Genomic DNA, 13,267 nt, shown 5'->3' on the forward strand with positions numbered 1-13,267 from the left:
GTTATTATTAGAGTATTTGATTGAGTTGGTTAATGACGTCTGACGATTTGTTGTGAAGTAGGTAGGAGTAGCCTAAAAACACACCTACCCAAACAACGACAAAGCCAACCAATATTGACCAAACGGGAATTTGTGTACTGAGTTTGTACTTAGACTTCACAACATGTTCCGTCGCTTTGGTAAGCTCTTGAGGCTGACGTTCCTCCAGGCCATTCAGCAGTTCGTATAATTTTTTAACGACTTTTTCTCGCTCACTGCTACCGTTTTCCATTACTCGATATTTGCCTTCAAAGCCAAGCGTTAAACAGCGATAGATGAATTCCAGCAGTACCCGGTAACGGGTCGGCTCATTTTCTAACCGTCCTAGGATGGTGAACACTTTCTCGCCTCCCCACGTTTCATCGTGGAAGCGAGACAACATTGAGTGCTCGGCCCAAACGCTAGACGCCCCCCAAGGCGTTCCCATCACCGACTCATCGAGAAATGCACAAAGTACATATCGGTAAGCCATTAGCACTGCGTGTTCATGGCCTTGCTCGGTGAGTTCTATTTCAATGGCTTTGATCTCTTCGACCGTCTGCTTGTAAATCGAGTCGATATTGTCACACTCAACTAAAGAGCGTACGCGTAAAGCCAAACCAAATAACGGCGTGGAAGCATCGATTAACGGGTTATCGTTAAAGCCTCTGAGCTGGAACCAGTAGTCTTGATCGTGATTGATCTGTTCAACGTTATCGAACAGTAGCTCGTTGAATTTATTGTTAGATTGTGTCACATCCATGATTAACTCCTTACAGCCCAGAACTGCAGTTCAAGATCTTCAAACACACCCGCGATGTGGAACGCAAAACCACTAGAGTTCTCGAGTGCATTCCACGCAGCGCTGGTTTTGTCTAACTGGTAATAGGTGTAACCCGCATGGTAAGGCAGCTGCCTCGGAGCCACAGGTAATGGCGTTAGTGGAATACCTGGGAGCTGAAGCGATATAAGGTCACGGATTTTCTCGACCGATGACACCTTAGTTTGCTGGCTAAACAGGCGCTTGATTTCTTCGAGAGGCATCTTCGCCTTAACCGCCACAATGAACTCGGCGCTACCTAGTAACTGCGGGTCTTGTAACGGAGCAACCATCAAGCCGTATTTACGTTTATCAAGCTGAATAGCCACTGCTCGAGGCTCGAGCACAATGCTTAAACTCTGACGCAAATAACGAATTAACGGCCAGAATGTTTCAGTTGGCATATCGTGGTTGTAGCTAGGAATGCTCGGAGGCAAACGACTTTCATCCGTAAAGGTGGCAAGCTCACCGCTTACGCCTGCTAAAGACTCAAATAAGCGCTCAGGGTGAAGAGAACGTAACTCAGCTAAATGATGCATTTGCGGCTGAAGTTTATTCAGTGCTTGAAGTAGCATGAAATCTGATACATCAGCGACTCCACCCTGATTCGGTGAACCAAGACGTTGAGCAATGTTCTTCGCTCTTTCACGCATTAGTCCAGATATTTCATTCACAAAGCGATGAAGCGGCGCATGACATGTGACATCTAGATTACAAGGGATAAAGTCCGGGTCTAACACCACGCTACCATCTGGTCGTTTTTCCAAAATACGCGCGATAGCAATGGAGGCATATGAACTGCGGTCTTCTCTCTCAAGCATTAATTGCATGCGGACAGGAGAGACATCAATGGTCGTCATATCCCCTTGCATAGTATGGACATCACGCACTTCCTGTCGACGAGACTGATAGCGCCCTGTCCCACGTTCCTCAGGCCAATCAACCTCAAGTAGGGACTCGCTGCGCAAAGGAATCGCTAGGTAGACCAACTGGTTAGCCAGTGAAGCATCATCAATTTCAATTGCCTCAGGCAGAGTATCTTCCTGAGGAATTCGAAAAACAGTGCCGTCTGGCATGATGCCGACAGCTCGCTCTATGGCAATACGACCAAATGACAAATATTCAGGGTTAAGTGATAGCTCTGAAACGCCATATAGGTATTTGTTGGCTGAACGAATGCGCTCATCCACGTGATATTCAAAATATCTCTGTTGCTGCTGGAAATGTTGCGGTTTGATAAACAAGCCTTCATTCCAAATAACACGATTTCGGGCAAACATTAAATTACTCCACTCGTTCGAGTTTCACGTCGTAGTCTTTAAAATACATAAGCAGGTGATACTCACGTCCTTTGTTCAGTACTTTGACTGCCTTTTTCCACTCACTCAGTTCTGGCTCGGAGAAATGGGCCATGACACCGATGTATCTGGTGTCTTCGTCAATCTCGAAAGCATTAACGAACTTGAACTGACCTGGAGTGATCACATAGTCATAGATTTCAACAAAGTTACTCTTGAGCGCTTTCCTGTAATCGGCTTTGATTTGGTCATAGTCCGCCGACATAAACATTGAGTCATCTTTCAACTCAAAGACTTGGACCTCAATAGGGGCTGCCTCCCCCCATAAATTAGGGTTGGTGCCTTCGTCACTCAAAATGCTAAAAGTGACTTTCGTCGGCTGTTCGCTAGGGTTGTATTGCTCTGAAGAACTGCTGCAGCCCACGAGGACCAATAACGTCGCCAGAAAAAGTCCATACCACTTCACAATTACAACTCCGCTTGAAGTTCTCGTATCTTCTTGTCGTAAGACTGCTCAAAAATCTCCCAGAACAGTTTTTCAAACCCTTGCTGACGATTCGAAGTCAGTTCTTGGTAGTAGTTGCAGTACATATTCCACGCCCAAGACTCGCCAGATTGCTCGACTTGGTTGGTTTTGCGCTTGTAATTATTGAATCGCTTCAAAAGCACTTCTGGTGAAAAGGCCTGCAAGATCTGGTTTAACGCTTCAGAAGTTGCATGCTGCATTGCATCATTATGGTTGCGAACATTTTCCAAACTTTCAGATATCGCCGCAGGTGCAGACAAGTGAACAAGACTTTTTTCCGAGTCGTACATAGTTCTTACCGTCTCTTCATACGACAAGCCTAGACGCAGAGGGTTATCTTCAATGGGTTGTAAGTTACGGTTAACTACCCCAAATCGGCCATTACCTACCTGTGCGTGTAAGTCCAACAAACCTTTAATGCATGACTGTAGCGATTCGCCAATCTCTTCTGATAAGAAGTGCAGTTTGGTCATATCATCAGAGTCACTTACTTCCACACCAAGCCCTGTTAGCATCGGGCCTGTTAGCAAATGGTTTGATGTGCCTGTTGATAGCGAACTCGCTGCAGGTGCAAGTGGCTCACCTTGATAGGATTTTGCTACTTCCTCTTCTAAAAGATCTAAAACCTTGTCGTCCATTCCTAAGCCCTCTGAAACGTTACTTTGATTATTTTGATTGATGGGTGTTTGAGGCTCAGTAGCTGGCTTTTTAGCCTTGCGCTTACCAAACCCTAATATGTTCTTGAGTCGTATCGACGATGTCATTTCGTACTCACTGTCCGCTTGCGGGGTAAAATCGAGCTTACTTTCATACTGAGTCGGCTCGGTATAAGTGGGGTCTTCTGGTTGCTCGGTATTGTGTAGCTCGTAGTCGTCAGACAATAAGTCGTCTTTTTTTACTGCTTGAGCCGTTATTGCATCTAATGCACTCAGAGGGTCGCTACTCTTAGCCATAGGGTTATCACCGGTAACCTTCGGGGCTTCACCATCTTCCAATAAGTCAATTCGCTCGTTTTCAAACAGCTGCTCTAACGCACCTTCAGTGAGAGCTAGATCTTGTGCTCCATCACCCAGATGTACTTTTATTTGATACGCTCCGATGGTCAGCACATCTTTATTTTGCAATTTAGCTAGGCGATCTTTGCCTATCGGCATGCTGGCACTATTGATGTACGTATGCCCACTGGTATCGCGGACACAAAAAGCACCATCAAACAACACAATTTCACAGTGGTTCGCTTTTACATCACCCCGTGCATCTTTTAAGTGCCACTGATTAGTTGCGGAGGAACCAATCACACCACCAGTCTTGTCAAACACGCATTGCGGCGACAAACCTGAATCCAGAAGGTGGACGTTAGATACAACCATCGATATAGATTGTTGAGCTGAGTTCATTTGTTACTGCCTCACTTGAATGGTGACTGACTGTTCATCCGGACCTTGGCCTAAAAAGCTGGTCCACCCGAGCGCAACTGCACTGTTTTTGTTAAAGCTCATTGTCGGTGTTTGTTCTTCCAGCATTTTTAGTTCTATGTCGTAGGCCATTTGCTCTCGTAGAATAAATTCGACTAATTTACACAGCGGCTGATATTCCTTGCCGGAAGGTAGGAAGTCCGAAAAACGCTCTTTGGTCAGGCCACTGATACACACAGTGAACTTACCGTTCACATCAGTAACACTATCTCCAATCACCGTGTCACAACCTAAACTGCCGTTTTGAAGCCCCAGCGCCATTTTTTGTTGTTCATCAATCAATACCTTTCTTTGCACCCATTGCTTTATTGTCACGTCAGGCAACTCGAAGCAGTGGGAGATAATCCCCGCGACCACTGATGGTGAGCGACTCCTTCCGGCTAAGACACCTGAGTAAGCCAGCATCTTGCACCAATTGATTGGCGTTTCGCCTCTTAGGTGAGGATCTGCTAACCCCACTAGGGCAAACAGCTGTGCTGAAAACTGGTCTTCTGCGCCTTCAGAAAAGCGGATGTAGTATCGATACTTACGCCAAATTCGGTACACAAGGTTGATCAATCGATTATTGAAGAAATCAAGGAATGGACGCTTCATTCCTCCTTCTTCTTCATTGACCAGTTGCTCCAAAATAAACCCTGGCAACGGAGATTGTGACCCCGTCAAACCAAAGAAATTAGTTTCGAGCAGCATGCGTTGTTCGCTGCTCGATAAAGAGTGAATGTCAGCCGGCGAGAAGCCTAAACTAGGATTGGCACTGAACACCAAATCGCAATCGCGCTCCCAAAGCTCAGCTTCTGGTTCTATTCCTTTTTGCTTAAGCAACAACTCCACTAGCGGGTAAAAGCTGTATTCACGAATGTCCGTTTGCTCAATCCGACCTTCTGCCTCATCACGGGCACTTAGATCAGCGGCTGCATTCCAATCTGAGTTCCCCATGTATAGGTCTCTTTATTCGTTGTGTTGACTACCACCAACTCATGGAATGAGTTGATACTGGCGTAAAGGGCAAAGAATCGGCTCAAAACAGTGCCAAATAGATATAGGTCGCCTTCTGAAGCGAAGCAGTTTTGGTCGATATGTATCGTCGATGCGAGACCTCTTACCGGCATTCCACGCAACAGTTTGTCGACTGGCTTGGATTCTATTTTTACTAGACCCTCTAGGCGCTTTCGTCCAACACGCTCTGCTTGACGATCAACCAATGCTTTAAAATCATAAGCACGTAAAATACTGCTCAAGGCATCTTTAGATAGTAACGACAAATAGTTAAGCGACAGATTCGAGATCAAAGTCCACAGTAAACTGCCATCAAGTACCGGACGTAAAGACTGTGTTGGAGGCGTGATGTTCGCAAACGATGCATAAGGCGGAGATGTATCTGTAGGCTCACAGATATCGCCGACACTTAGTTCAACTGGTAGTTGTCTGTTAGAGCACATCATCTTCAATGACACAGCTTCATCGACATCTATGCATTGGGTTTCGTCACCACGCACAAATGAAATGAAATGGTCAAATCCGTCGCCCCTTATGCTCTCTTTGACTCGAACACGGTAATACAAGGCTTCTCGATTCCTGACTCTTTCTATCTCATGCTGGAAACTTTCAAAAGAAGAATACTGGCGTTTAAGGCCACGGATTCGTTGGCCACTGCTCTGGCTGCTATCTTGCCAACCAAATACGTTATCTACGCTAAAAATCTCATAGTGAGCAGGGTAACGGCTCGACGGTGCGATACGATACTCTGTGCGCTTGCCTGTTAAATCTATTGGATCAGCGTCATGCTCAAACAGGTTTACCACAGGTACACAATACAATTGGAAGCTCTCTTTCCTAACCCGCACATCTGTAGGTAGGGTTTTAGAGAAACGAATTTTCAGTGAAAATTTACCCGACAAAGAAGCGGGTAATGCAGACTTAAGCCTTGAGACATCGACAAACTGGAACGCTTCCGGAAATGACAAATACTCCTGAAGAATACGATAGCCTTCATAGACATTCGAAGGGTAAGGCAGTAAGCCATCATTTGACTCGAATCCAACAGTAGAGAAAGCGTCTTGTGGTACTTTGAATTCGGTACCATTTGCTTCAACGACAATGCTATCAAGATAGTGATTCAGCCAGAGGTATAGCATTTGCGAGCTGTACTTATCTCCGCCAAGGTAAAAGCGAAGTGAATCCAAGCCAACCTCTCCGGCGGTCAAGTCTCCCGATACGTTCAGCGCAATTTCTACCACAGTACTTTCACGAGAGTGGTGAGCGGTAACGTCTTCGCATATCACCGGATAAAGCTGAACATCACGACAAGTGGTGAAGTGACATTTGGTTCCAAAAACAGGTTTGCTGTCTAACTGAGTGCCTTTTTCAATGCAATGCCTCGCACTCACACTTCTTTCTGGTGTGAACTGAACAATACTCATGCTCGGCACTGGCCTCAAGTAGTTCGGCCACAGCATATTGATGATGGAGTGAGTTAACTCGGGAAACTCATCTTCTACTTTTTCACGTAATCGACCAGTAAGGAACGCAAAGCCTTCTAGTAAGCGCTCGACATCCGGGTCGGTCGTTTTACAGTGTAAAAAACGAGTTAACTGGGGGTGCAGCTCAGTAAACTCTTTCCCTTGTTCTTTTAGGAACGAAAGTTCTTCTCTGAAATACTTGTCATGAGTCATGACTAATACACTCTGTACTTACGGTTCTGGTCCAACATCAGTTGCAGCTGCACACGCTGGTGCAAGGCATCACAATTGAGTTCAGCGAATATCTGAAATTTCAAATTCATACCCAATTCGGAGCTAGAACGCACTTCGATTTTAGCCAGCCTTGGCTCGTATACTTCCAAGCAAGATTGGATAGCAATTCTAATGCGTAGCGATAGATCCATGGTGTCGAGCGTTGCATCGTTGAAGTCAATCAGGCCTAACAACGGGGCACTTTGAGCTCCACCTATTCGGGTATTAAGAATGTTGGATACGTTTCGTTTTATTGAATCAAGTACATCACCTAGTTCCGGCCCACGGGTCAACGAAATAGGTTTAGCATCGGCTTCCAAGCGTTCTAGGAAGCCGACACCAAAAGCACTCTCTTCAGGTGCTAGGTATGTCATAAAGTTATGCCTGATCTAGACGACCAACTAATGACAACTCAAAGTTTGCACCCATGTACTTGAAGTGCGGACGCACTGCTAGAGACACTTGGTACCAACCTGGATCACCCTCAACATCCAATACTTCGATTTTCGCAGCACGAAGTGGACGACGGCTACGTACATCCGCTGGCGGGTTTTCTTGATCCGCAACGTATTGTTTGATCCAACCATTGAGCTCGCGCTCAAGGTCTTGGCGTTCTTTCCAAGAACCAATCTGCTCGCGCTGTAGTACTTTCACATAGTGCGCAAGGCGGTTGATGATCATCATGTACGGTAGTTGAGTACCTAACTTATAGTTAGTTTCCGCTTCTTTGCCTTCTTTGGTATTAGGGAATACTTTCGGCTTTTGAACCGAGTTTGCCGAGAAGAAAGAGGCGTTGTCACTTCCTTTACGCATTGTTAGCGCAATGAAGCCCTCTTCTGCAAGTTCGAACTCTTTACGGTCTGTCACTAGAACTTCTGTCGGGATCTTACTTTGGAGCGCGCCCATAGATTCGAATACATGAACCGGAAGATCTTCAACTGCACCACCACTTTGTGGGCCAATAATGTTTGGACACCAACGGTACTTAGCAAAACTGTCTGTTAAACGTGTTGCGAATGCGAATGCGGTGTTACCCCACAGGTAGTGCTCGTGAGAAGCGCTTACGTTTTCGGTGTAGTTAAATGATTTGATTGGATTTTCTGTTGGGTCGTAAGGAACACGCAGCAAGAAGCGAGGCGCTGTTAGACCAAGGTAACGTGCATCTTCAGACTCACGTAGAGAGCGCCACTTAGTGTACTTAGGACTTTCGAAAGTAGACTTTAGACTTTTAGGTTTGGTAATTCTTCGAAAGAATCGATACCAAAGAATTCGGGAGCAACGCTAGAAATAAATGGTGCATGTGCCATTGCACCTAATGCGCCCATGTACTGAAGCAGTTTCATGTCTGGAGTTGAAGGAGTGAAGGCATAGTTACCTATCATTGCACCAACAGGCTCACCACCAAACTGACCATAGCCTGAAGAGTAAACGTGTTTGTACAAACCCGACTGTGCAGTTTCAGGTGCAAATTCAAAGTCGTCTAACAACTCTTCTTTGGTCACATGAAGAAGTTCTAGCTTGTTGTTTTCACGAAAATCAGTACGGTCAACGAGCAATTTTAGACCACGCCACGAAGACTCCATTTGCTGGAATGATTCGTTGTGTAAGATTTCGTCCATCTGTGAACTGATCTTCTTATCCAACTCAACCAACATTTGGTCAACCAGAGATTTATTTACTGGCTCCGCTGATTTATTGTTACCAATCAGATTTTCAATAAACGCCGCGACACCTTTTTTAGCAATATCGTATCCCTCTTCATTTGGAGTAATACGAGTTTGCGCCATGATTTCTTCAAGTAAGCCGCCTTGCTCGAGAGGGGCTCTTTCGAGTACAGATTCCGTTGTGGACATGTGTGATTCCTAGTTCTAAAAATAACGAGTGTTACAAGTCAAGCAAGGTTAAGCTTGAGGCTCTTCTTCTGGGTTGCTAACGAGGTTTAGCTCTGATAGCAACTTCTCACGTGATTCTTCTGAGTTCAAAATGTCTTGTAGACGATCTCTGAACGCAGGAATGTTGCCTAACGGGCCTTTAAGCGCCACTAAGGCTTCACGCAATTCAATCAATTTTTTTAGTTCTGGAACTTGTTCCGCAACAGAATCAGGAGCGAAATCTGCTAAAGATTTAAAGTTCAATTCGATCGGTAGTTCATCTTCAGGGTTATCTGATAGCTTGTTTCCGACCGTTGCCGAGATCTTTAATTCGCTTTCGCGCATTACAGACTCGAAATTGTTCTTGTCTACTGAAACGGTTTCCCTTTCCTCAACTGGCGTTTCTTCGGTATGACCTTTAAAGTCACCGACAATAAGCGTTTTGAGAGGCAGTTCTATTTCAGCTTGGGAATCCCCAGTAGCAGGAATATATTTAATGTTAATTCGCTCTTTAGGAGCGACACTTCCTTCTTTAGACATTTAACGTCTCCAATACCTATACTTAACGTTGCTGTAAATAACCAAGAAATTGATAGTTATCTCAGTTAGAAATAGTAAATTAGTTTTCTTTAATAATTGACTTAATTGTTATTATTAATATTTAAGCCGAGTCAATTATTGATAAATTTATATTTTATAATTTATTTATGATCAATTTAATGACAGAGCCGGAGTCTATATATTTAAATATATAAAACACACAGGCCACACCAAGAAGTTTGATCTTGATCCAATAAAAAAGCACTATTACAAACCTGAGGAAATACGTAATAAGAAAGCATTCATGAAGAAATTATACACCCCAGTGATAATCAAAATTATAATAGGTAGTGCTCTGCTTATATTCTTCAACTCTAATATTAGCCTGCTCGATCTGATCAGCCGTCATCACTTTAGATAAAGACGTAGATAGAGTTTGCGCATTAGCATATACATTGGCCAACTTATCCGAACCCGCATAAGATAAATACAGGTCTAAATAGCTTTTCGCTTTAATACTATCGCTAGCTACAAAAGAGTAATACTCAGACATCCCCGCATAAGCACGCCCCGCCACAGCCAACGAATTGAGATCACCGAGTTCAATAGCCTTTAACCGCCATTCAAAGGCTTCTTCGCGCTTATTCTTTTGTTCTAACAACAATATATAGTGCCTAATCGCTGGCAGAAAATTGCTTTCTGCAGCCGTTTTATACATCAGCCTTGATTCCGTTTCTCTTGAGCCAGGCATAAGAAACGTGCCTTGCCCATTCGCTATATTGGCTGCGGTGGCCATCACAGCCAAAGGGTAAAGATTGCTTGCTGATTGCTTTAAGTAGTAATTCGCCAGTTCCGGTTCACTAGTTTTGAAATAATTGTATAGTCGGTAGAAAGCTTGGTTTGGGTCTGACGCCCCGAGTTCAATCACCATTTCATAATAGCGAGAGCGCCAGTTACTTTTCTCGGTGGATTCAAGCCAATCTGCTTGGGTATAGAGATATAGAGCTGCATCTATATAACCTGCTTTCGCAGAGCGGAGCATATACACTTCGAAATCATCATTTCTACGCAACGTACTCGGGGTGTGTTGAAGCTCAATGGCATACAGATAAGCGGCTTTCGCATCACCCAAATCAGCCGCATACTTCAAGTACCGAAACGCTTCAGTAATTTTGTACTGTGCCCTTAGTAAGTTACCGACTTCCTGTGCTTGCTGCGGTGACAATTGCTGCTCATCGTACAGTTCGGTTTGAGCTGAGGCAGTGCACGCAAACAGTGCTATAAATGAAAACCTAGCCAATATTGACACTAGAGCCTCCAGTCAGCACACCACCACATGTAACTGGGTCTCCAGCTCTTGCGGCAGGCATCCCGTCAATTTTTACGCTTCCAGATCCTGCGGCGATCGCGCGGTCATGACAAGGGTTCTTTGGCTTATCGTGAGGCTCTAGTGGATCTCCAGCTCTTGCCGCTGCCACACCATCAAATTTGACGGTTCCAGATCCCGCTGTCACTGGAGTAGCAGGGAATCCATCATGATCCGTTCCTATATCACCAACAATTATACCATTGCCCATTTGGTCGAACTCCGTGAATCTTGAAAGAGCTCTAAGAAGCAAATTGCATTCCTGAAATTTCACCGTGCCGGAGCAAGGAAAACATCACGACTGAGCAAAATATTGCTCACACCAGGTAAGATTTGTGATGGGTGACTAAATATTGCCCGAAAATAAAGTTAAGCAAACGCTATCTTGTTACAGAATATTAATTGTTGCCGATTAAATATTAATTCAATCTAAATAACTAATTTATTATTTTCTAATTAATAAAACTATCCAAGGCAAGATAAATTAAAAACTGACTATTTAGTAATCTAAAAAATAATAATATTATTAAAAGCATCTGTTACTAAGGTGATAATCATTATCTTTGATCTTTTGGTGTATCCATTACCACCATTGTTGTAATCGATTTCACATGCACACATTCACCTAATACGTCCGCGTGAAATCGTTTATAACTCTGTAAATCCTTTGTTTCTACTCTCAATAAATACTCGTTTGCACCGGTTATGTTGTGACACTCGACGACTTCATCTTCAAATCGAACATGCTCTTCAAACTCTAACTGGGACTGTTTTCTGTGGCTCGACAAACCGATAGACACATAGGCAACAAATCCAACGCCTAACCGTTCATTTGAAAGCACAGCACGATAGCCAGTGATGACTTCCGTTCGCTCCAACTCCTGAACACGCCTTAATGTTGCTGATGGCGATAATCCCACTCGCTCCGAGAGTTCCACATTGGAGATTCTTCCATCCCCTTTCAGATGTTGCAATATTCTTTCGTCAAACTTATCCACCGACAAATTTCCTTGCTTAAATAGTCCAAAACAATCCAATAAAAGCACACAATTGCGTCCAAATCCACTTAACATTGTTTTAGCCGGCAATGATTATGAACATACTTTGGAGAATTTTTTGGATGGACTTTGAACAACTCGTCGCTTTAACCCTGTTTGCATTTGTCTCCACGTTTACGCCGGGCCCAAACAATATTATGTTGATGACCTCTGGTGCTAATGTTGGATTTGCACGCACGATTCCTCATATGTTGGGGATTGCTGTCGGCTTTTCGGTAATGCTGCTATTGGTTGGATTCGGCTTAATGGGCGTTTTCACTGCATACCCGGTTGTACACCAAATTCTTAAGTACCTGAGCTTAATCTATTTGGTGTATTTGGCGCTCAAAATTGCGACTAGTGGTAAAGCGGGCAAAGTGGACGATTTCAAACCACTGACGTTTCTTGGTGCTGCAAGCTTTCAGTGGGTAAACCCAAAAGGTTGGTCTATGGCATTAACAGCTATCACAGTCTACAGCTCTGGAAACAGTCTCGCTCAACTGCTGTTAATTTCTCTTGTGTTCATGTTGGTGAATTTGCCTTCCGTCAGCTTCTGGGCTGCGGCAGGTCGAGAGCTACAACGCTGGCTAACGACACCAATGCGTATTAAGGGCTTTAACATTTCAATGGCAGCATTACTGCTCGCCTCTACAATTCCTATGTTGTAGCAGCCTGTTCACTAAACTGTTGTGCTAAGAAATCAATCAACAGGCGAACTTTGGGCGACAAGTTCCGGTTTTGTGGATACATCGCCCAAATCCCTTCTCTGTCATCACGATAATCGCTCAGTACTTCAACCAATTCTCCATTGTCTAATGCGGTTTGTACATAGTAGTCAGGAAGCTGAACTAGGCCCAAATGTCGCTTAGCTGCATCCAAAAGCGCGAAACCACTATTGCATTTGATGCGACCCGATACTCGCACCGATTTTTCTCTGCCATTCTCCTTGAATCGCCAATGTTCTAATGAACCGACTAAACATTGGTGATGTGTCAGTTCAGACAGAGTATGAGGTTCACCAAACCGGCTTAAGTATTCTGGCGTCGCGCACACATAGAGTTGGCGCTGAGACAAGCGCTTAGCGATCAAGCTAGAGTCTTCTAATCGCCCTAAACGAATCGCAACATCAATCCCTTGTTCAATTAGGTCTAGTCGTTGATTAGTAAGGATGAGCTCTAAATCAACCTGCGGGTATTGTTCAAGAAATTGGTGAAGTAGCGGCGCCAAATGCATTTCGCCATAAGTGACTGCAGCAGTAACTTTCAACAGTCCTTTCGGTGACGCTTGCATCTGGGTAACAGCTAGCTCTGCCATTTCTAAACCATCCACCAGGTGCTTACATTGCTGGAAGTAGACTAGCCCAGCTTCCGTTACCGAGACTTTCCGGGTAGTACGAAGAAGCAACTTCACCGCTAGCCGTTCTTCAAGTGCCGAAACTCTTCGGCTCACTTGCGCCACAGAGGTATTCAGTTTCTTAGCTGCATCAGTAAAACTGTTCGTTTCCACTACAGCAACGAACTCACTGACCCCTTCCCAACTTGCCATTGGATCTACCTATCAACGATATACAAACTCCATCAAGCA

The 13,267-nt window shown here is 44.4% G+C and carries 13 protein-coding genes and 1 pseudogene; 1 reads left to right on the top strand and 13 read right to left on the bottom strand.

The genetic code is table 11. The annotated features are described in order from the left end of the window. Nucleotides 1–7: 7 nt before the first annotated feature. The 12 genes and pseudogenes from icmH to J4N42_RS21000 form a co-directional block, all read right to left on the bottom strand. The gene (gene icmH, locus J4N42_RS20945) at nucleotides 8–781 is read right to left on the bottom strand and encodes a type IVB secretion system protein IcmH/DotU (protein ID WP_252031988.1); all 774 of its coding nucleotides are present in this window, start codon (nucleotides 779–781) and stop codon (nucleotides 8–10) included. Between the two features lie 2 nt (nucleotides 782–783). Further along, nucleotides 784–2,118, bottom strand: a complete 1,335-nt coding sequence (tssK, locus tag J4N42_RS20950) for a type VI secretion system baseplate subunit TssK (RefSeq protein WP_252031990.1) — start codon at nucleotides 2,116–2,118, stop codon at nucleotides 784–786. Between the two features lie 4 nt (nucleotides 2,119–2,122). Continuing rightward, nucleotides 2,123–2,602: a type VI secretion system lipoprotein TssJ gene (gene tssJ / locus J4N42_RS20955; RefSeq protein WP_390903531.1), complete on the bottom strand. Its 480-nt coding sequence runs from the start codon at nucleotides 2,600–2,602 to the stop codon at nucleotides 2,123–2,125. 2 nt (nucleotides 2,603–2,604) lie between these two features. Next, complete coding sequence (gene tagH / locus J4N42_RS20960) at nucleotides 2,605–4,059, bottom strand: type VI secretion system-associated FHA domain protein TagH (protein ID WP_252031992.1); 1,455 nt, start codon at nucleotides 4,057–4,059, stop codon at nucleotides 2,605–2,607. A gap of 3 nt (nucleotides 4,060–4,062) precedes the next feature. Further along, nucleotides 4,063–5,073 carry a type VI secretion system baseplate subunit TssG gene (tssG, locus tag J4N42_RS20965; RefSeq protein ID WP_252031994.1) on the bottom strand — a complete coding sequence of 337 codons (1,011 nt, stop codon included), beginning with the start codon at nucleotides 5,071–5,073 and terminating at the stop codon, nucleotides 4,063–4,065. Then, entirely contained in the window at nucleotides 5,037–6,809 is a 1,773-nt protein-coding gene (gene tssF, locus J4N42_RS20970; protein WP_252031996.1) for a type VI secretion system baseplate subunit TssF, read from the bottom strand. The genes tssG and tssF overlap by 37 nt, the downstream gene beginning before the upstream one ends. A gap of 2 nt (nucleotides 6,810–6,811) precedes the next feature. Beyond that, nucleotides 6,812–7,243, bottom strand: coding sequence for a type VI secretion system baseplate subunit TssE (tssE, locus tag J4N42_RS20975; protein ID WP_252031998.1), 432 nt, complete (start codon nucleotides 7,241–7,243; stop codon nucleotides 6,812–6,814). A gap of 4 nt (nucleotides 7,244–7,247) precedes the next feature. Then, nucleotides 7,248–8,722, bottom strand: a pseudogene (gene tssC, locus J4N42_RS20980) (type VI secretion system contractile sheath large subunit). Between the two features lie 48 nt (nucleotides 8,723–8,770). After that, nucleotides 8,771–9,280 carry a type VI secretion system contractile sheath small subunit gene (gene tssB, locus J4N42_RS20985; protein WP_252032000.1) on the bottom strand — a complete coding sequence of 170 codons (510 nt, stop codon included), beginning with the start codon at nucleotides 9,278–9,280 and terminating at the stop codon, nucleotides 8,771–8,773. 313 nt (nucleotides 9,281–9,593) lie between these two features. After that, a complete protein-coding gene (locus J4N42_RS20990; RefSeq protein WP_252032001.1) occupies nucleotides 9,594–10,589 on the bottom strand; it encodes a sel1 repeat family protein in 996 nt (331 codons plus the stop codon). Then, a complete protein-coding gene (locus J4N42_RS20995; RefSeq protein WP_252032003.1) occupies nucleotides 10,573–10,857 on the bottom strand; it encodes a type VI secretion system PAAR protein in 285 nt (94 codons plus the stop codon). The genes J4N42_RS20990 and J4N42_RS20995 overlap by 17 nt, the downstream gene beginning before the upstream one ends. Before the next feature lie 346 nt (nucleotides 10,858–11,203). Beyond that, on the bottom strand, nucleotides 11,204–11,644 hold the full coding sequence (locus tag J4N42_RS21000) for an Lrp/AsnC family transcriptional regulator (protein WP_252032005.1): 441 nt from the start codon (nucleotides 11,642–11,644) through the stop codon (nucleotides 11,204–11,206). Nucleotides 11,645–11,766: 122 nt separating this feature from the next. On the opposite strand from J4N42_RS21000, the gene J4N42_RS21005 reads away from it, so the two are divergent. Next, a complete protein-coding gene (locus J4N42_RS21005) occupies nucleotides 11,767–12,351 on the top strand; it encodes a LysE family translocator (protein ID WP_252032007.1) in 585 nt (194 codons plus the stop codon). On the opposite strand, the gene J4N42_RS21010 is transcribed toward J4N42_RS21005, so the two are convergent. Then, complete coding sequence (locus tag J4N42_RS21010; RefSeq protein ID WP_252032009.1) at nucleotides 12,341–13,228, bottom strand: LysR family transcriptional regulator; 888 nt, start codon at nucleotides 13,226–13,228, stop codon at nucleotides 12,341–12,343. The two genes, J4N42_RS21005 and J4N42_RS21010, sit on opposite strands and share 11 nt — an antisense overlap. Between the last annotated feature and the right edge of the window lie 39 nt (nucleotides 13,229–13,267).

Origin of the sequence: Vibrio sp. SCSIO 43135, assembly GCF_023716665.1 — a bacterium.
Lineage (GTDB): Bacteria > Pseudomonadota > Gammaproteobacteria > Enterobacterales > Vibrionaceae > Vibrio > Vibrio paucivorans.

What these genes read in the sequence shown, in the direction of transcription:
- J4N42_RS21005 (WP_252032007.1), top strand. Translation starts at nt 11,767, where the DNA reads ATGGACTTTGAACAACTCGTCGCTTTAACCCTGTTTGCATTTGTCTCC.
- tssG (WP_252031994.1), bottom strand. Translation starts at nt 5,073, where the DNA reads ATGGGGAACTCAGATTGGAATGCAGCCGCTGATCTAAGTGCCCGTGAT.
- icmH (WP_252031988.1), bottom strand. Translation starts at nt 781, where the DNA reads ATGGATGTGACACAATCTAACAATAAATTCAACGAGCTACTGTTCGAT.
- tssE (WP_252031998.1), bottom strand. Translation starts at nt 7,243, where the DNA reads ATGACATACCTAGCACCTGAAGAGAGTGCTTTTGGTGTCGGCTTCCTA.
- tssB (WP_252032000.1), bottom strand. Translation starts at nt 9,280, where the DNA reads ATGTCTAAAGAAGGAAGTGTCGCTCCTAAAGAGCGAATTAACATTAAA.
- J4N42_RS20995 (WP_252032003.1), bottom strand. Translation starts at nt 10,857, where the DNA reads ATGGGCAATGGTATAATTGTTGGTGATATAGGAACGGATCATGATGGA.
- J4N42_RS21010 (WP_252032009.1), bottom strand. Translation starts at nt 13,228, where the DNA reads ATGGCAAGTTGGGAAGGGGTCAGTGAGTTCGTTGCTGTAGTGGAAACG.
- tagH (WP_252031992.1), bottom strand. Translation starts at nt 4,059, where the DNA reads ATGAACTCAGCTCAACAATCTATATCGATGGTTGTATCTAACGTCCAC.
- tssK (WP_252031990.1), bottom strand. Translation starts at nt 2,118, where the DNA reads ATGTTTGCCCGAAATCGTGTTATTTGGAATGAAGGCTTGTTTATCAAA.
- tssF (WP_252031996.1), bottom strand. Translation starts at nt 6,809, where the DNA reads ATGACTCATGACAAGTATTTCAGAGAAGAACTTTCGTTCCTAAAAGAA.